Origin of the sequence: Mesorhizobium sp. CO1-1-8 (genome assembly GCF_020164875.1) — a bacterium.
GTDB lineage: Bacteria > Pseudomonadota > Alphaproteobacteria > Rhizobiales > Rhizobiaceae > Mesorhizobium.
Genome location: NZ_JAIUGZ010000023.1, coordinates 59,315 through 77,654, shown reverse-complemented (window position 1 = coordinate 77,654; position 18,340 = coordinate 59,315). Strand labels below are relative to the sequence as shown.

19 protein-coding genes are annotated in these 18,340 nt (G+C 63.9%); 4 read left to right on the top strand and 15 right to left on the bottom strand.

Translation table 11 applies throughout. The features are described 5' to 3' along the window. The 6 genes from LB558_RS30335 to LB558_RS30310 form a co-directional block, all read right to left on the bottom strand. The coding region (locus LB558_RS30335) for a DUF3382 domain-containing protein (RefSeq protein WP_224700856.1) at positions 1-504 on the bottom strand (504 nt) is incomplete at its 3' end. A gap of 4 nt (positions 505-508) precedes the next feature. Next, a complete protein-coding gene (locus tag LB558_RS30330) occupies positions 509-1,411 on the bottom strand; it encodes a branched-chain amino acid ABC transporter permease (RefSeq protein WP_013529092.1) in 903 nt (300 codons plus the stop codon). 334 nt (positions 1,412-1,745) lie between these two features. Continuing rightward, entirely contained in the window at positions 1,746-2,747 is a 1,002-nt protein-coding gene (locus LB558_RS30325; protein ID WP_224700855.1) for a 4-hydroxyproline epimerase, read from the bottom strand. Between the two features lie 32 nt (positions 2,748-2,779). After that, on the bottom strand, positions 2,780-4,015 hold the full coding sequence (locus LB558_RS30320) for an NAD(P)/FAD-dependent oxidoreductase (protein WP_224700854.1): 1,236 nt from the start codon (positions 4,013-4,015) through the stop codon (positions 2,780-2,782). Positions 4,016-4,029: 14 nt separating this feature from the next. After that, positions 4,030-4,479: a GNAT family N-acetyltransferase gene (locus LB558_RS30315; protein ID WP_224700853.1), complete on the bottom strand. Its 450-nt coding sequence runs from the start codon at positions 4,477-4,479 to the stop codon at positions 4,030-4,032. A 10-nt stretch (positions 4,480-4,489) separates the two neighbouring features. Beyond that, entirely contained in the window at positions 4,490-5,383 is an 894-nt protein-coding gene (locus tag LB558_RS30310; protein WP_224700852.1) for a dihydrodipicolinate synthase family protein, read from the bottom strand. Positions 5,384-5,494: 111 nt separating this feature from the next. Between LB558_RS30310 and LB558_RS30305 the strand changes: the two genes are divergently transcribed. Then, positions 5,495-6,145, top strand: coding sequence for a GntR family transcriptional regulator (locus LB558_RS30305; RefSeq protein ID WP_412033507.1), 651 nt, complete (start codon positions 5,495-5,497; stop codon positions 6,143-6,145). A 51-nt stretch (positions 6,146-6,196) separates the two neighbouring features. Here the strand turns inward: LB558_RS30305 and LB558_RS30300 are convergent, their stop codons facing one another. Together LB558_RS30300 and LB558_RS30295 are read right to left on the bottom strand one after the other, a co-directional pair. Continuing rightward, complete coding sequence (locus LB558_RS30300; RefSeq protein ID WP_224700850.1) at positions 6,197-6,496, bottom strand: hypothetical protein; 300 nt, start codon at positions 6,494-6,496, stop codon at positions 6,197-6,199. A gap of 263 nt (positions 6,497-6,759) precedes the next feature. Continuing rightward, positions 6,760-8,256: a CoA-acylating methylmalonate-semialdehyde dehydrogenase gene (locus LB558_RS30295; protein ID WP_023811796.1), complete on the bottom strand. Its 1,497-nt coding sequence runs from the start codon at positions 8,254-8,256 to the stop codon at positions 6,760-6,762. Positions 8,257-8,475: 219 nt separating this feature from the next. Here LB558_RS30295 and LB558_RS30290 point away from each other — a divergent pair, with 219 nt between their 5' ends. After that, complete coding sequence (locus LB558_RS30290) at positions 8,476-9,357, top strand: LysR family transcriptional regulator (protein WP_224700849.1); 882 nt, start codon at positions 8,476-8,478, stop codon at positions 9,355-9,357. A gap of 30 nt (positions 9,358-9,387) precedes the next feature. Here the strand turns inward: LB558_RS30290 and LB558_RS30285 are convergent, their stop codons facing one another. Beyond that, positions 9,388-10,074, bottom strand: a complete 687-nt coding sequence (locus tag LB558_RS30285; RefSeq protein ID WP_224700848.1) for a hypothetical protein — start codon at positions 10,072-10,074, stop codon at positions 9,388-9,390. A gap of 68 nt (positions 10,075-10,142) precedes the next feature. Between LB558_RS30285 and LB558_RS30280 the strand changes: the two genes are divergently transcribed. Together LB558_RS30280 and LB558_RS30275 are read left to right on the top strand one after the other, a co-directional pair. Beyond that, positions 10,143-10,586, top strand: coding sequence for a hypothetical protein (locus LB558_RS30280; RefSeq protein ID WP_224700847.1), 444 nt, complete (start codon positions 10,143-10,145; stop codon positions 10,584-10,586). Next, positions 10,583-12,739 carry a phospholipase D-like domain-containing protein gene (locus tag LB558_RS30275; protein WP_224700846.1) on the top strand — a complete coding sequence of 719 codons (2,157 nt, stop codon included), beginning with the start codon at positions 10,583-10,585 and terminating at the stop codon, positions 12,737-12,739. Before LB558_RS30280 ends, LB558_RS30275 begins: the two co-directional genes overlap by 4 nt. 4 nt (positions 12,740-12,743) lie before the next feature. Here the strand turns inward: LB558_RS30275 and LB558_RS30270 are convergent, their stop codons facing one another. From LB558_RS30270 to LB558_RS30245, 6 genes are all read right to left on the bottom strand, one after another. Next, the gene (locus LB558_RS30270) at positions 12,744-14,000 is read right to left on the bottom strand and encodes a D-amino acid dehydrogenase (RefSeq protein ID WP_224700845.1); all 1,257 of its coding nucleotides are present in this window, start codon (positions 13,998-14,000) and stop codon (positions 12,744-12,746) included. A 116-nt stretch (positions 14,001-14,116) separates the two neighbouring features. Beyond that, complete coding sequence (locus LB558_RS30265; RefSeq protein ID WP_224700844.1) at positions 14,117-14,659, bottom strand: nucleoside-diphosphate kinase; 543 nt, start codon at positions 14,657-14,659, stop codon at positions 14,117-14,119. Between the two features lie 14 nt (positions 14,660-14,673). Continuing rightward, complete coding sequence (rnk, locus tag LB558_RS30260; protein ID WP_127260475.1) at positions 14,674-15,096, bottom strand: nucleoside diphosphate kinase regulator; 423 nt, start codon at positions 15,094-15,096, stop codon at positions 14,674-14,676. Between the two features lie 274 nt (positions 15,097-15,370). Beyond that, on the bottom strand, positions 15,371-16,510 hold the full coding sequence (gene alr / locus LB558_RS30255; RefSeq protein WP_224700843.1) for an alanine racemase: 1,140 nt from the start codon (positions 16,508-16,510) through the stop codon (positions 15,371-15,373). A 78-nt stretch (positions 16,511-16,588) separates the two neighbouring features. Then, positions 16,589-17,110 carry an RNA pyrophosphohydrolase gene (locus tag LB558_RS30250; RefSeq protein WP_224700842.1) on the bottom strand — a complete coding sequence of 174 codons (522 nt, stop codon included), beginning with the start codon at positions 17,108-17,110 and terminating at the stop codon, positions 16,589-16,591. A 30-nt stretch (positions 17,111-17,140) separates the two neighbouring features. Continuing rightward, entirely contained in the window at positions 17,141-18,316 is a 1,176-nt protein-coding gene (locus tag LB558_RS30245) for a divergent polysaccharide deacetylase family protein (protein WP_224700841.1), read from the bottom strand. Between the last annotated feature and the right edge of the window lie 24 nt (positions 18,317-18,340).

The following is an 18,340-nucleotide window of genomic DNA, read 5'->3' as shown; positions in this document are numbered from 1 at the left end:
GCCGAGTTTGGTGAAGTTGGCATGGATGAAACCCCGGAAATAATAGATCACGCAGGCCAGCACATAGATGACCGCCAAGGCGCGCAGGAATTGCAGATAGCCAGCCGGCTCGGCTCCCACCCATCCAACGAGAGAGCTGTTGACCGCAAACAACAACACCGCCGCGACCAGGGCCACGATGAAGGCCGGCAACTGGAAGAAGCGTGACGCCACACTGGCCGGCAGCAGGCCGGTGGCGACGTCGGTGATCTTCTGGTTGGCCAGGAAGGGCTGGCCATAAGCGACATAGAGGAAGCGCCCGGTGGCCGTGGCGATCACCACCACGGCAAGCAGGCCCCAGCGCGTCGTCAGGACCAGTTCATTGGAAATGTTCTGACCGGTCTTCAGGCCGATGAACAGCACGAACAGGCCGAACGATATGGCAGCCGCATAAAGCGCCTCGCGCAACGCGCGCTGCATGGGGGTGGCGACGGTGTCGCGCTCCGGAGATACGGTGACGGCCATGGTCTCAGACCTTTTCGACTTCTGGCCGGCCCAATATGCCGGAAGGCAGGAAGATCAGCACAATGGCCAGGATCGAGAACGCCGCGACGTCCTTGTAGTCGATCGAGAAATAGGCCGACCACATGCTCTCGATGAAGCCGATCATAAGCCCGCCGACCACCGCGCCCGGCAGCGAACCGATGCCGCCCAGCACCGCCGCCGTGAAGGCTTTCACGCCCGGCGTGAAGCCATCCGAGAAGGCAATGACGCCGTAATACATCAGGAACAAAGTGCCGGCGACCGCGGCAAGGGCCGCACCCATGATGAAGGTGATCGAGATGGTACGGTCGACATCGATGCCGAGCAGCGCCGCCATCTTGCGGTCCTGCTCACAGGCCCGTTGCGCTCGCCCGAGCGAGGTCTTGTTGACCAGATACCAGAACAGCGCCAGCAGCAGCGCCGTGACGACGACGATGATGATCTGCTTCAGCGACACGCTGATGCCGTTGATGTTGTAAACCTGGCTGACCATCGGCGGGATCGGCTTGTTGCGGGGGCCCTGCGTCACCTGGACGAAGTTCGACAGCGCGATCGACATGCCGATGGCGGTGATCAGCGGGGCCAGCCGGAACGAACCGCGCAACGGCCGGTAGGCGACCTTTTCGATCGTCCAGTTGTAGAGGCTGGTGAGCAGCATCGCCACGATCATCATGATCAGCAGCGCCAGCACAACCGGCACCGAATAGAACAGCGCGCCAAGGGCGAGGAAGACGATCAGCGCCGTGAAGGCACCCACCATGAAGATGTCGCCATGGGCGAAATTGATCATGCCGATGATGCCGTAGACCATCGTATAGCCGATCGCGATCAGCCCATAGATCGATCCCAGCGTCAGCCCGTTGATAAGCTGCTGGACAAAGTACTGCATGTGTACATGGCTCCCCTGGAATGTCGCCCATGCAGACGCATTCCTTTTCGTATTTCCCCTAGTCGTAAAGTTTCGAGCCCGGATTGCAACGTCATTTTTCAATCGTCATGCGTGTTTTCGAAACACGCTGTCCGATTGCCCGTTTTCCATCATCCGGCCCCTGGACTATCGCGGACCCTACCATTGGCATAACGCAATGTCTTTGACGATTCGACCGCATCATGCGCTCCGTTTCGAAGAAATCACCGTCAAGATTAGGTGATGAAAGGAATCCTTGCGTTTTTGGCACGATCCGTTTTTCAGGCTGCCGCTTTCCGCAAGGTCAGGATTCCCATCACTTGACAACAAATCCGTGCGCGAACGGGTCGCGGTCGTCGATGAAGATGGTGTTCAGTCCGGTCATCCGCGCCCAGCCGCCGATCGAGGGGATGATGGCCGGTTTGCCGGCGACGGTGACATCCTTTTCGACCTTGCCCTTGAACAGCGAACCGATGATCGATTCATGGACGAAGCTGTCGCCGGCCTTGAGTTTGCCCCTGGCATGAAGCTGTGCCATGCGCGCCGAGGTGCCGGTGCCGCAGGGCGAGCGGTCGATCGCCTTGTCGCCGTAGAACACGGCATTGCGGGCATCCGCCCCATCCACCGTCGGCGCACCGGTCCACAGCATGTGCGACAGCCGGTTGATGCCAGCATTTTCCGGATGCACGAAGGAATATTTCTCGTTGAGCCGCTGGCGCACCACCGGGCTCCAGGCGATGAAGTCGCCCGCCGAATAATCGGCCATGTCGCGATAGTTCTCCTGCGGCTCGACGATGGCGTAGAAATTGCCGCCATAAGCGACATCGACGGTGATTTCGCCGAGCCCAGGACATTCGACCGTCAGCCCTTCGGCATGGAGGAAGGACGGCACATTGGTGATGCGCACCTCCTCGACATAGTCGCCGACCTGTTTGTATTCGGCGATGACCAGCCCGGCCGGCGTGTCGAGCCTGAGCACGCCCGGCGTCTTCGGCTTGATCAGCCCGTGCTCGATGGCCATCGTCACCGTGCCGATCGTGCCATGGCCGCACATCGGCAGGCAGCCGGAGGTTTCGATGAACAGGATGGCGATGTCGCAATCCTCGCGCGTCGGCGGATAGAGGATCGAACCGGACATCACGTCATGGCCGCGCGGCTCGAACATCAGGCCGGTGCGTATCCAGTCATACTCGGCCAGAAAATGCGCACGCCGCTCCATCATCGTCGCGCCCTGTAGCAGCGGGCCGCCGCCAGCGACCAGCCGCACCGGATTGCCGCAGGTGTGGCCGTCTATGCAGAAGAAGGATTTCTTGGCCATGACGCTCCTCGAAAATCAAAAACCCGAAAAAATCAAAATCGTTGCGGACTGAAGGGGGCCAGATCGATCGGTGGAGTCTGCCCCAGGACAAGATCCCGGATCAACCGTCCGGTGGCTGCTGCCTGGGTCAGGCCGAGATGGCCATGGCCGAAGGCATAGATCACCGACCGCCTTCCCGGCGCGCCGCCGATGACCGGCACTGAATCCGGCAGCGAGGGACGGAACCCCATCCATTCGCGCCCGCCCGAGGGATCGAGCCCCGGCAGGAATTTCTGCGCCTTCTGCAGCAGCGCCTTCGACCTGTTGTAATTGGGCGGCCGCTCGATGCCGCCCAGTTCAACGGCGCCGCCGACGCGCAGGCCTGTTTCGAGCGGCGTGACGACGAAACCATGGCCGGAGAAGATCAGCATCCGCTTCACGTCGAAGGCACTCGTCGGCAACGTGGTGTTGTAGCCGCGCTCGGTCTCCAGCGGAATGCGATCGCCGAGCTGCCGCGCCAGCAGATGCGACCATGCGCCGGCGGCGACGACAAGGTGTCGCGCCTGGCTTGTGGTGCCGTCTGCCAACGTCAGCGTCGCACCATCCTGATCCGCCGCGACTTGGCTGATCCGGGCCAGCTCAAATCGGGCGCCCTTGGCCTGTGCATAGGCCCACACCGCCTTGCCCAGCAGTTTCGGGTCGGCGACCGTCTTCCATCCCGGCACGAACGTGCCTTTGATGAAGCGCGGCGAAAGGCCCGGCTGCAAACGCGCCAGCTCCTCCCCTTCGACATGGCGAAAGCCGATGCCGAAACGCTCACGCGCCGCCCAGCCGGGCAGCCCGGCCTGAAATTCGGCTTCGCTTTCGTAGAGCTCGAGCGAGCCGTCCTCGCGCAGCATCGAGCGCGTGCCGGAGCGATCGAGCAGGCCCATCCACTCCGCCTCGGCCAGCTTCATCATGCCCGCCTGAGCGGCAAGGCTCGCCTCGTATTTCCCCGGCGCACCGGCGCGCCAGAAGCGGATCAGCCAGGGCAGAAGCCTCGGCAGGTAGGCGGGCGGGATGCTGAGCGGGCCAAGCGGATCGGCCAGCCATCTCGGCAGCTGCCGCATCATGTTCTTGTGTGCCAGCGGCAGCACGTCGGAGAAGGCGAAGGCGGCGGCATTGCCGGAGCTCGTCTCCTCGCAGATGCCGGTGCGGTCGAAGATCGTGACCTTGCGCCCCGCCTCGGCGAGAGACGCAGCGGCGCAGATGCCGATGATACCGCCACCGACGATAGCAACGTCCAACATCCGGGCTGGTGCCGTCACGACGGAAAGTCTCCAGGGTTGAGAGCTTTTGTCATCAGCGGGTTTTTCCGGTCGGACTGGACGAGCGCCCAACCGAGGCTTTGATAAAACCCTTCTGCTTCCCTGGCGGCATTGACTTCAAGCTGCTCCAAACCGAGGCGGTGTGCGTAGGTCTCGAGCTCCCGCATAAGAATCCGGCCCAAGCCGTGCCGCTGCAGATCCGGTTCGATGGCAACAAGCCTGACGATGCCGAGGCGGGGACCGGCAACATCCAGTCTCGCGGTCCCTACCGGCGCGTCGTCGCGCATGAGGAGCAACGGATGATTGCCCGCAAGACGATCGTCGGGATGCCGTTCGTCATAGCCATCCAAACCCCGGCCCTCCCAAAGAACGCGTTTGCGAATATGGTGATATGCCGCCCAATCCCCATCGCTTTCGACGCGCCTGAGATGGATCCGGGACGGCATATACCTTTCCTCAGAACTGCGGCAGTTTCGGCCGAACCGCGAGCGCATCCTTGACGATCTTCTCGACAGTCTTGCGGCGATCGCCAGACAGCGGCTGGCGCGGCATGCGCACGCGGTCATTTGTGTTGATCGCGAACACTTCGGCAAGCTTGATATTTTGGACCAGATAGGTCGAGACGTCGAGATCGAGCAGCGGCCGGAACCAGCGGTAGATGGCGAGCGCCTCTTCGCGGCGGCCCTGCTTCATCAGCTGGTAGATGGCGACGGTCTCCCGTGGAAACGCGGTGACCAGTCCGGCCACCCAGCCGATGGCGCCGACCGACAGCGCCTCGAAGGCCAGATTGTCGACGCCGGTGAACAGGTCGTAGCGGCCGCCCAGGCGATTGATGATCTCGGTGGACCGGCGGATGTCGTCAGAAGATTCCTTGATCGCGACAAAGCGCTTGTCCGACGCCAGTTCCTCCATCTGGTCGACGCTGACGTCGACGCGATAAGCAAGCCGGTTGGAGTAGATCATGACCGGCAGGTCGCCCGCCTCGGCGACCGCGCGCAGCGCAGCGACCGTTTCTTCCGCATTGGTGTGGTAGATCGGGCTCGGCACGACCATGAGGCCGTTGGCGCCTTCCCGGCTCGCGCGCTTGGCGATGCTGGCCGCCTCGCGTGTGCCGGCCTCGTTGACGGTCAGCAGCACCGGCTTCTTGCCGGCGACCTTCTGTGCGGTCTTCAGCACCTCGATCTTCTCGTCGGCAGACAGCATCGGCCCCTCGCCGAGCGATCCGCAGACGATGATGCCGTCGCAGCCGGCCTCCATCTGCAGGCTGAAGCAGCGCTCCATCTCGGCATGATCGAGACGATCATCGGCAGTGAATTTGGTCGTGACGGCAGGAAAAACTCCGGTCCACATGATCATCTCTCCATCTGATATATCAGCGGTATATCTATTAACAAACCCGCTGTCAATGCGGATTCCCCTATGATATATTAAAGATATATCAGGAGAGCGCATTTGATATCCATGGCCGCAAGCACCCCGACCGAGCCGGCCGCGACCAGGGCCTACCATGTGCTCGAGCACATGATCGTCACGCTCGAACTCGCCCCGGCAAGCTTCGTCACCGAGGGCGCCCTGATCGACAGGCTCGGACTTGGCAGGACACCGGTGCGCGAGGCGATCCAGCGGCTGGCCTGGGAAGGGCTGCTCGACATCAGGCCGCGCGCCGGCATCGCGATCGCTGCGCTCCATCCCGGTGACTGGCTGCGTGTGCTCGACGCACGTCGTGGCGTCGAGGTTGTGCTCGCCCGCTCGGCCGCCCGCTTCGTCACCCGCGAGGCCGCCGACCTGTTTCACGAAGCGGCGCTCGCCATGCAGAAAGCGGTGATCTCGGGCAACGTGCTTGCCTTCATCCAGGCCGACAAGGCGCTTGACGAAGCACTGGCGCTGGCCGCCGACAATCCATTCGCCGCCCGCTTGGCCGCCCCTTTGCAGACCCACAGCCGCCGCTTCTGGTTCCGCTACAAGGCCGACACCGGCCTTGCCGAATCCGCCGAGCACCATGTCGCGCTGATCCGCTCGATCCTCGACGGCGACGAGGAGGCTGCGGCCAAGGATGCCAAACGCCTCATGGCGCTGCTGCGCGGCCATGCCGAGACGGCCGCAACGCGCTGAACGTCTTTTATCTCCGGTGCGCTTCGCGCCGACGCTTCCTCGAAGCTCGAGTCAGGTCCCTGGCAAGGCAGCCGCCGCCGTCAACGGACGGTCCCAGCCTTCGCCCGCCGTGATGACGCAGCTCTGACCATGCGTATCGGTGGCAAGAATCGTCCAGGTCCCTTGGTCGGAGACGAATATCTCGAGAATCACGCTCGGGTTGACCAGGCCGCGCGCCGTCTCGCTTTCGTGGAATTTTTCCCCGAGCGCTTTGATCATATCCGCACGGGCCGCGCATTGCTCCGCCAGCGCCGGAACAACGGGAAACGCGGAAACGGCCGCGAAGAATAACATCGCCACAAGACGTGTCATCTGACACCTCCTTGCGCCAACGAGATCCCCGAAGCTGTCGCCAGCGCCATTGGGTTGATCTGCCGCACCCCGTCGCGGCAGGACTGCAAACCTAAGATGATGGCTGCCGCTTGGTTCCATCACATTAGCGTTCAAGCAAGTAACGACTTGACCGGAGGCAAAAACCCGGGTTCGAGCCCGAGTTTTTGTTCGAAGTTTTCGAATCGGGATCGGTTCACCGCGCGCCCGAAGCCGAGGGCCGGGACGCGCAGAGAACCTCTGGCTCAGTTCATCGTCGGAATGACGAACTCCGCACCGTCCTTGATGCCGGACGGCCAGCGCGACGTCACCGTCTTGGTCTTGGTGTAGAAGCGGAACGCGTCCGGGCCGTGCTGGTTCAGGTCGCCGAAGGAAGACGCCTTCCAGCCGCCGAACGTGTAATAGGCGATCGGCACCGGGATTGGCACATTGATGCCGACCATGCCGACCTGGACCCGCGAGGCGAAATCGCGCGCGGCATCGCCGTCACGGGTGAAGATGGCGACGCCATTGCCCATCTCGTGGTCGTTGGCGAGCTTGATCGCGCTTTCATAGGTCGGCGCGCGCACCACCGAAAGCACCGGCCCGAAGATCTCTTCCTTGTAGATGCGCATGTCCGCGGTGACGTTGTCGAACAGGCAGCCGCCCATATAGTAGCCGTCTTCATAGCCCTGCATGGAGAAGCCGCGGCCGTCGACGACCAGCTTGGCGCCTTCCTTGACGCCGGTGTCGACATAGCCCTTGACCCGCTCCAGGGCCTGCGCTGTCACCAGCGGACCGAAATCGGCGGAGGAATCAGTCGATGGGCCGACCTTCAGGCTTTCGACGCGCGGGATCAGCTTTTCCATCAGCCGGTTGGCGGTGTCGTTGCCGACAGGCACGGCCACCGAGATCGCCATGCAGCGTTCGCCGGCCGAGCCGTAGCCTGCGCCGATCAGCGCATCGACGGTCTGGTCCATGTCGGCGTCGGGCATGATGATCATGTGGTTCTTGGCGCCGCCGAAGCACTGCACGCGCTTGCCGGCGGCCGTGCCGCGCGAATAGATGTAGTGGGCGATCGGCGTCGAGCCGACAAAGCCGATGGCCTTGATGTCGGGATCGTCGAGGATAGCGTCGACCACGTCCTTGTCGCCGTTGACGACGTTGAGGATGCCCGCCGGCAGGCCGGCTTCGAGAAACAGTTCGGCAATGCGCATCGGCACGCCCGGATCGCGCTCCGACGGCTTCAGGATGAAGGCGTTGCCGCAGGCGATGGCCGGCGCGATCTTCCACAGCGGGATCATCGCGGGGAAGTTGAACGGCGTGATGCCGGCAACGACGCCGAGCGGCTGGCGCATCGAATAGACGTCGATGCCGGGGCCGGCGCCGTCGGTGAATTCACCCTTCATCATGTGCGGCGCGCCGATGCAGACTTCGACCACTTCGAGGCCGCGCTGGATGTCGCCCTTGGCGTCGGCGATCGTCTTGCCGTGCTCGCGCGCCAGGATGTCGGCCAGTTCGTCATAGTCGCGGGCGACCAGTTCGAGGAACTTCATCAGCACGCGCACGCGGCGCTGCGGGTTGGTCGCCGCCCATTTCGGCTGCGCCGCCTTGGCATTCTCGACAGCCGCGCGAAGTTCCGCCTGCGAGGCCAGCGCCACCGTACCGCGCACGGAACCGTCCATCGGCTGCATGACATCCTGCTTGCGGCCGCTGGTCCCGGCGACATGCTTGCCGCCGATGAAATGACCGTAGTCGATCATGATTTCTCTCCCTTTGTTTGTGATGCAGCATTGTCCGCCTTTGGCCGGCGGATGGCAACGCGACGGAGAACGCAACCGTTGTGCGGAAAATAGGTAACGGTTGACGGGTGAGCATCAATTCCCGCAAATGGTGGGATGCAATTGCTGCTATACGGATTGAGAGATTGAGTTCCTTCGCGACAGACCGCAGCGTCGATAATTGTCATCCGGACCATCCCCATGAACTGGGATGACGTCCGCATCTTCCTTGCCGTGGCGCGTGCCGGCCAGATCCTTGGCGCCGCCAAGCGGCTGGAGCTGAACCACGCCACCGTCTCACGCCGCATCGCTGCACTTGAGGATGCGCTGCGGACAAAGCTGTTTCGCCGCTTGACCACCGGCAGCGAGCTGACGCCGGCCGGCGAGCGCTTTCTCGACATTGCCGAGCGCATGGAGGGCGACATGATCGCCGCGCGCTCGACCGTATCAGGCGAAGGCGACGATGTCTCCGGCACGGTGCGCATCGGCGCGCCGGACGGTTTTGGCGTCGCTTTCCTGGCCAAGCGGCTTGGCGCGCTGACCGCCCTGCACCGCGAGCTGACGATCCAGCTCGTGCCGGTACCGCGCTCCTTCTCCCTGTCGCGTCGCGAGGCGGACATCGCCATCACCGTCGAGCGGCCGACCGAAGGCCGGCTGGTGGCGGGAAAGCTGGTCGACTATTCGCTGGGCCTGTTTGCCTCGCGCGCCTATGTCGAAGTGCATGGCCTGCCCAAAACAGCGGGCGAACTAGGCCAGCACACGCTCATCGGCTACGTGCCCGACCTCATCGTCAGCCCCTCGCTGGACTATGCGGCCGAATTCAGCGCGGACTGGCGCACCAGCTTCGCCATTTCCTCGGCACTCGGGCAGGCCGAGGCGGTGCGCTCGGGCGCCGGCATCGGCATCCTGCACACCTTCGTCGCCCGCTCGATGCCGGAATTGATGTCCGTCGATGTGGTCGCGCCGATCCGTCGCGCCTACTGGCTGGTTTATCACGAATCGGTGAGGCCGTTGCGCCGTGTCCAGATCGTCGCCGCATTCATCACCAAAGCGGTTGAGCGGGAGCGGGGCCTGTTCACCTGATTACACAAGCCGGCAAACGCAATGAGCGGGTCAGGGCGGGTCCAGAATGAACGAATTGACCACACGCTCAGCCTTGCCCGCCAGCGGCGCCCACATCTGCGCCACTTGCTCGGCACTCTCGGCCATGACGGTGCAATTCACATAGCCGTAGCGCGGGCCTCGGACTGAAAACGCAAATCTGGAATGGCCATAATAGATGGTATTCTCGCCGCGCACCGTGAAGTCCACGTCGGCAAGGCGAACAGGATAGTCGTCAGGAAATCTTGCAAGTTTGTCATTGGTGAAGTCGGCCGTGCTGAATGAACTGCCTATTGTCTTCTTCCAATTGTCTATGGACCAGCCCTCCATGAATTTGCGTGTATCGGATTGCGCGTCTTGAGCCGATTTAATGTAAAGCGAGGCCGATACCATGCAGGTGAGATCGGCGGATTTTACGCTCAGCCTTATCTCTTCGTCGGAAAGCGGCTCATTGAGCCATTCCACTGGAAAGGTCAGCGAAAAACCGTTCTCCTGGTCGTGGACGGTCTTGTCTGCGGCGTTTGCGGCGGAGGCGTAGACCAGAAGCCCGACAGCCGTTGGCAGAAAGCAGAAACGCATCACTGGTGCTCGCGAAATGCCAGGCGGAGATAACGCTCGGGTAGGTTGCGCTCCCCCGCATATCACAATCGGGCGAGACACACCGCCTTTTCCTTGCCACAAAACCGGCCAGTGTGGCATCAGCGGTCACCGGCCACGAGACAGGGTCGCCGGGCGGGAAGTCCTTCAGAAAGCTGGCGCGAATAGACATGCGAGCCGTTCTTGCCATCCTGCCGCTGCTTTTCGTTTCCGCATGCGCCAATCCGTGGACGAAGGTCCCGGAGGCCGAACTGCCCAAACCGATCCGCTACGCCATGGCGCGGCCTTCGCCTTTCGTCTTCGGCAATTATTGCGGCCCCGGCACCCGCACCGGCGACCTGTCGGCCCGGCCGGCGAACCGCCTCGACGCGGCCTGCCAGACGCATGACGCCTGCTACATCGCCCGCCACAACCATTGCGACTGCGACGGCGCCCTCGTCGCCTCGGCGGAAGCGATCCGCGACGACAAGACAGCGCCGCGAAAAATGCGCGGCGAGGCCGAACTGCTGATCGCCACCTTCGCCATCCCCGTCTGCAAGGTCTTCCCGCAGGGCTTCATGCCGCCGCGCGATCCGGCGCAATTGAGCGCCCTGAAGACCGGAGTGGCCGGGTGAAGGGCCGCGCATCCATCGCCATCATTCTTTTCGGACTGGCTGTCCTTGCCGGCTGTGCCGGTACAGGCCGCAATGTCTGCGATCTCCTGCAAAATCAGAGCGCTTGCGCGCGACCCTCGCTCTCGGCCGAGACAGCTGGGCCGCAGATCGCCGCCGCGCAGTTTTTCGGTGGCGCCGGCACGAGCGACTACGAAAAACGGTTCCTGGCGCTGCTCGCCCACCACCAGCTTGGCGCCATGGACCGCGCCAATGGCACCGGCCCTTTCGGCCATGACCGCTATGAAATCCACAACAGCGATTTCCAGGCGACCTACCGGACGCTGCAGCAACTGGCCGGGCCGGTTGCCGAAACGCATCTGCCGCCGGCCGGCGCCAGCAGTGGCGACGGCCGTTTCGACGGCCGCTGGCGGGTGTCGCGGCAGACGCTCTACATCGATGCGGCAGCACGGCCCTCGGAACCCAAGACTTTCGATTTCTCCGGCCTGCAGGCGCGCAGCATCGAGATCGTGCTGCGCCAGGCTGGCAAGCAACCCGCCGACATCGAGGGCACCTGCGACGGCACGCTTGCGATCCGTGTCGGCGGCGGTTCACGCACCATCGCCACGGGCACGGCATTTCACTTTCGCCTGTCGGGTGAAGACGACACTGTCAGCCTGTTCCCAAGTGAAAGCCTGAACCGCTGCAGCGTAAAAATCCGCTCCAGCCTTGCCCCGGTCGGCGCGCCGCTCACCATCCGGCGCGAAGAGAGCGCCGATCCGGCTCTCGCCGCCTTCGACAGCCGCTACGAGCGTTGCCCGACGCCCAACCCCACCGGCCTCGATGCTCTCAGCCGCGCCTTCTATGCCAGCCGCTGGCTGTCGCAGACCTGTGCCTTGCCGATCGGAAAGCCGCGCCTGCTGCGCAAGTCGCGCGACGGCTTCAACGCCAAGGTCGAGGCGCTGATGGGAGCGCCGCTGTCCGACAGCGCCATCGACAAGGGCGACCCGGAGCTCCCGCTCGACTTCTCCAGGGCGCCAAGACTGAAGCTGATCTATCTGTCGTCGCTGGAGTTCAAGGCCGACTTCTCAGGCCGGATCATCGAACGGCTGATCCGTCATCATGCGGCCCTCGGCACCAAGGTGCGCATCATGGTCACCGATGTGCTGGAGCGCGATAAGGACGATGCCCTGCTGCATCGGCTGGCAGCCGAATTCCCCAATGTCGAGCTGCAGGAATATCGCTGGCGGGCGGACCGGGGCGCGCCGATCGACGAGCAGATTTCACAGCTGCACAAGGTCCATCATGTCAAGATGCTGGCAACGCTTGCGGACGATCCCGGGCGCTCACGCGCCATCATCGGCGGCCGCAACATCCATGACGGCTTCCTGTTCCACCAGCCGATCGATCTGTCGCGCTATCCCGATCTTGAGCAATACGGCAAGACCGACGGGCTCTCGCTGAACTACTATTCGAACTGGAGCGACTTCGACATCGAGTTCGCCGATCCGGCCACGGTCGAAACGCTCGCCGCGCACCTTTCGACAGAGTGGCTGCGCGACGCCGACACCAATCTGGCGCGACCCTTCTCCATTCCGGTCCGGTCCGACGGCGCCCGGCCGTCAGGCAGGGCGCGGCACTTCATTTCGGTGCCCTACGAGGATGGCCACGCGCTGGAAGACTATTTCGTCGAGCTGGTCGATGCGGCCCAGCACCATATCCAGATCGTCAATCCCTACCTCAACCTGACGCCCAAGCTTGCCCAAGCTGTTGACCGGGCGCTCGCGCGCGGCGTCAGGATCGACATTGTCGGCCGCATCGATCTCAAGGGCGATATCGGCGGCAAGTTGCTCACCGCGCTCAACAAGCTGTTTGTCGAGAAATATGGCGACCGCATCAACATCCGCGAGTTCAAGGCGCCTGACGTGGTGCTGCATTCCAAGATCATGATGATCGACGAAAGGCTGGTCGCCATCTCGTCGGTCAATCTCAACAACCGCAGCTTCTTCCACGATAGTGAGAATGGCATGACGGTGCTCGATCCGGCCTTCTACACCAGGATGAAGCCGATCTATGACGACTATGTCGCCCACTCCAATCCGGTCGCCACCAATGTGACGATCCCCTGGGCCTATCGGCTGCTGTTCGACGAGGACTGGGTCCGGCAGGCGTTCTAACCCTCTACCGCAGATAGCGCTCCTGCGCGAGGTCGCGGACGTCGATGTCAGGCACCCGGCTGGAGATGATGTCGGCCAGCACCTTGCCCGAGCCGCAGGCCATGGTCCAGCCGAGCGTGCCGTGGCCGGTGTTGAGATAGAGATTGGAAAGCTCGGTGCGGCCGATCAGCGGCGGACCATCCGGTGTCATCGGCCGCAGCCCGCACCAGAACGTCGCGTCCCGCATGGCGCCGGCGCCCGGAAAGAGATCGCCGACCGAGTGTTCCAGCGTGCGCCGCCGCGATTCGTGCAGCCTTAGGTCGAAGCCGGAAATCTCGGCCGTGCCGCCAACCCGGATGCGGTCGCCAAGCCGGGTGATCGCCACCTTGTAGGTCTCGTCCATCACCGTCGACACCGGTGCCGCGGCGGCGTCCTTGATCGGCACGGTGATCGAATAGCCCTTGACCGGATAGACTGGGATCGGCCGCTTCACCCTGCGCATGAACCCTGCCGAATAGCTGCCCAGCGCCATCACATAGGCGTCGGCGGCCTTCCAGCCTTTGCTGGTGCTGAGATTGGCAATGCGGTTGCGGCTGCGGATGACGCGCCAGATCGTCACGTCGTATTCGAACTTGACGCCGCGGGCCACGCAAAGCTCGGCCAACCTGTCGGTGAACATCTTGCAGTCGCCGGTCTCGTCATGCGGCAGCCTGAGGCCGCCGACGAACTTTTCGCGCACCCCGGCAAGGCCCGGCTCAGCCGCGATGCAACCGTCCTGGTCGAGGATCTCGTAAGGCACGCCATACTTCTTCAGCACCTCGACATCGCCGCCGGTGCCGTCGAGCTGCTTTTGCGTACGGAACAGCTGCAGCGTGCCCTGGATCCGCTCGTCATAGGCGATGCCGGTTGTTTCGCGCAGCGCCTTCAGCGTGTCACGGCTGTATTCGGCGAGCGGCACCATGCGCGCCTTGTTGATCGCATAGCGCTCGGCCGTGCAGTTGCGCAGCATCTTGATCAGCCATGTCCACATATGCGGGTCGAAGGCCGGCCGCACCACCAGCGGGCCATGCTTCATCAGCAGCCATTTGATCGCCTTCAGCGGAATGCCGGGTCCGGCCCAGGGCGAGGCGTAGCCGGGCGAAATCTCGCCGGCATTGGCGAAGCTGGTTTCCAGCGCCGGACCTTTCTGGCGGTCGAGAACCGTCACCTCGTGACCGGCCTCGGCAAGAAAGTACGCCGTGGTCACTCCGATGACGCCACCGCCCAGCACCATGATCTTCATCGTTCACTCCTTGCCGCGCGCCCTTCAGGACACCTTGGACACGGCCGCATTTCCGATTTGCGCATGATCCCGACGAAAATCGATGCCGATTTTCGAGATCATGCAGTGTTGCCTGTTCACGCCGCCGTGGGACCGGGGTCGTCATCCCCTGTCTGCCGCATTCCGGCTCTCTCGCCAAGGGGCTGCCAATCGGCTGCGGCGCTGTAGACGAGGGTGAGCCCATGCGGCCGTCGCGCCTCGGCTTGGGATTTCTCCCTGACGGCACGCCGCGCGGCCTCCGGCTGGTAGAGCACGGCCGCGATCAGCATCGACTCCCGCCTGCCGTCGGCCTGTTCGATCCATGCAGTCTGGCCCTCGGCCATGCCGAGCATGCAAAGCCCCCGCCTTGTCATGATCGACAGGCTGGAGCCGACCGGACCGCGCACCTCGTTCTGCACCAAGGTCCGGGTCTGGGCAGGGCCGGCATCGACACGAAACACCACTCTGCTGTTCAGCGTCACGATGCCGGGCCCGACCGAATCGATCGCAACGACCTCGGCTTTGGAAAGCTTGTCTTCCAGCATTGGAACAATCGGATCCGCGAAAGCCCGCCGACGCTCCAACATGATCTCGAGGACGGCGAAGTCCTTCGTCGTCAGCCGGAAATTCGCGCCTGTCATCGCCATCTCCATGATCAGGACCCCTCGCGCCCGCAGGCCGGCATATCGACCACTTCGATGATCGCCGACAGTTCCCGGCCGCCACGGCTGCTCCAGCACACCGTCTGTCCGACCGACGCGCCGATGAGCGCCGTGCCCATTGGCGTCAGCACCGAGATCCTGTTTTCACTGATGTCTGCTTCGCTGGGATAGACCAGTGTGACGCGCTGGGTGCTGCCGCCATCGTTGCGGATTGTCACCGTCGAACCCATCCGCACCACGTTGGCCGGGATGGAAGCCGCTGCCGTGACGACGGCACGGTCCATCTCCGAAAGCAGTTCTTCGGCCGTCTCGGGCACGCGGTCGAGCGACGCCCGCGCAAGGCCCGTCAGCCTGTGGTGGTCGGCATCGCTGACCAGAAGCCGGCTCGGTGGACGCAATCCTGTTGCATGTTGCATGGCAAACCTCATGACTTGGCGCATCGAACAGACGCGCGCCTGCCGCCGCACAAACGGTGGCTTGATGAAAAGCCGGCAGCCGCGAAGCTGTCTGGCTCGGGAATGATGATGTCAGGTAGAAATGCCCCGGTTCGGACGGACGCCAAAAGGCGGCCGCGCCGGGGCTACGATCCCGCGATCGGGCAGACCCTGAACAAGGTTCTGATATAAGCGAGGTTGCTCATGTCCGGAGCCTTGCCGACGGGCGTCCGCTTGTCAAGCGCGGCCAAACCGCTCAACCGCCGACATAGCGCCGATGGAAGCGCGGGCCGAGGCTGGTCAGGATCTCGTAGCCGATGGTGCCGGCATGGCCGGCGGCGTCATCGACGCTTTGCGAGGGACCGAGCAGTTCGACGAGATCACCCTCGCGCAGCCTGTGGACCGGCAGGGCGGAAATGTCGAGAATGATCGAATCCATCGACACCCGCCCGAGGAAAGGCAGCCGCACACCCTCGAACCAGGCGGCGGACGCGGCGCGGCGTTGCCAGCCATCCGCGTAGCCGAACGAGATCGTCGCCAGGCTGAGCGGGCCTTGCGCATGATAGGAGTGGCCATAGCCGACGCCGGCGCCTTTTTCGACGCTGCGCGTCTGTGCCACCTTTGCCTGCAGCCGCACCACCGGCAGCATCGGATTGGACTTTGCCGGTGTGGGATTGATGCCGTAGAGCGCGGCACCGGGGCGGGCGAGATCGTAGTGAAAGCGCTCCCCAAGAAAAATGCCGGAGGAATTGGCCAGCGAGGCCGGCGCCTCCGGCAGCATCTTGCGCAGCCGCTCGAACGCCGACCGTTGCTTCTCATTGGCCGGATGCTCCGGCTCGTCGGCGCAGGCCAGATGGCTCATCACGTAACGGATGTCGATGCCGTCGAAGGCCTGCGGTTCGGCGGCAACGCGATCCACATCCCGAGGCGCCATGCCGAGCCGCGACATGCCGCTGTCGACCTGGATTGCGGCAGGCAGTTTTCGGCCGGCGCGGCGAGCCGCCGCACGCCAAGCCGCCAGTTGCTCGGGGCTGTTGATGACAGCGCAAAGGTTCGCTGCCACGGCGTCCGCCTCCGCACCGGGCGGAATGCCGTTCAACACGAAAATGGCAGGGCCCGGCCCAATCGCCCGGCGCAGGGCGACGCCTTCGCCCAGAAGCGCAACGAAGAAGATATCGCAGCCTTCGCGCAGCAGCGCCGCCGCGACCTGCCCGGCGCCCACGCCGTAGCCGTCCGCCTTGAGCACACCAGCGCAGCGAACATCGCCCAACCGCGCTTTCAGCCGTCGGTAGTTTTCACGGATTGCACCGAGATCGATGGTGAGGAGGGCCCCAGCCGCCACCTCGCTTGTGGCGATGACCTCTTCTGGCGGCGACTTTTGGGGGGCGTCGTTCATGGCGACCCTTCGCATGGTAGGGGGATACATCAATAGGACCGCCGGGCCGGCGCGGCAACCGTGGTTATTGTATCGCGGCTATTGCACCAGATGCCGGAACGCCGCCACCACATCCTCATAGACATGGCGCTTGAACGGCACGATCAGGTCGGGAAGGTCCCCCATAGGCCGCCATGCCCATTTGTCGAACTCGGCGGTGTGGCCACCCGGCGGCGGGTTGATCTGGATCTCGCTGGTGTCGCCGTGGAAGCGAAAGGCGAACCATTTCTGCGTCTGGCCGCGATACCGGCCCTTGAAGGCGATGCCGACGAGATGGTCCGGCAAATCATAGTTGATCCAGTCCGGCGCCTCGGCCAGCAGCGAGACGCCGCGCATGCCGGTCTCCTCATAGAGTTCGCGCGCGGCCGCCTGCAGGGGCTCCTCGCCCTCGTCGATGCCGCCTTGCGGCATCTGCCAGAGTTGCGTCGTGCCGGCAAATTCGCTGTCCGGTTCGGCAATGCGGTGCCCCACCCAGACTAGGCCCTCGGCATTGAGAATCATCAGCCCGACACAGGGACGATAAGGCAACGTTTCGCGGTCGATCTTTTTTGTCTTTGCCATCAGTCAGTCTTTCCAGCCGTGTTCCGATGGCTAGCCTTTTTGCGGGTCAATGGCCACCGCCGAAATCGGTACGATCTCGATGCCGCGCTTCTTGGCCTCGGCCAACCAGGACGTCACCGTGTCGACCGTCAGGTCGAAGGCCGAACCGATGCCGACGGCAGTGCCTTTGGCCCGCGCGGTCGCCTCCAGGCTATCGAGCTTCTTCAGGATTTCGCCGCGATCCTGCACGGCATCGATCGCCATGTCGCCGGAGACGAAGGGCACGCCGTCCTTCAGCGCCAGCTCCGGCGCCAGGCTGCGAGCCGACGAGCCGTCATCGATATAGGCGAGGCCGCGTTTGCCGAGCTCGGCGATGAACGGCTCCATCGCCGCCGCGTCGGCGGAAAAGCGGGCGCCCATATAGTTCATGACGCCGGTGTAGTTGGTCGTCCGCGACAGCGCCCAGTGCAGGCTTTTCAGGTTCTCATCCGCGCTCGCCGCCACCGTCAGCGTGTTGCGTCCCGGATTGACCTTGGGATAGTCGAACGGTTCGAGCGGCACCTGCATGACGATCTCGTGGCCGCTCTGCCTGGCTGCCTGCATCCAGCGGCCGATGCTGTTGCCTTGCGGCGCGAAAGCCAGCGTCACTTCCGCCGGCAGCTTGGCGATGGCCGCCTGGGTGCCGGTCTGCGAAACCGAAAGCCCGCCGATGACGATCGCCACCCGTGCGCCGCGCCCGCCCGACCAGGGCCGCGCATAGACGTCGAACGGCCGCCTGCCATCGGCGGCGCGCACCGGCAACGGCCCGGTCTCGCTGGCCTCGACCAGCGCCTTGTCTGGAATATGCGCGATCTTCAGGTTCTGGCCGATGGTCGACGGATCGCGAATGACGATCGCTGCCTTGGGCGGCCCATCGCCCTCCTCCGTCTGCACATGGATGATCTGCGGCCCGCCTGATCTGGCCGGCGCCTCCGGCTTCGGTGCCGCCGGGGCCAATGCGGGCGGCGCGGCGGCGGGCTCGGCCGCCGCGGTCACTTTCGGCGTTGAAACGGCAACCTCTTGCGGCTTTCGAAACGGCTTCTCCCTGAGCGCGATCGCGCCGGAGACGCCGGCCACCGCCAGCACGGCCACGGTCGCCATGATCGCACCGCCGCTGAGCTTGGCGGCGCGCGGCGACCGGACTGCCTGTCCGAGCGGGCGTTCGATGTCCTTGCCGATATCAGCCAAGCCTAATCCCCGGGCGCATGGCTC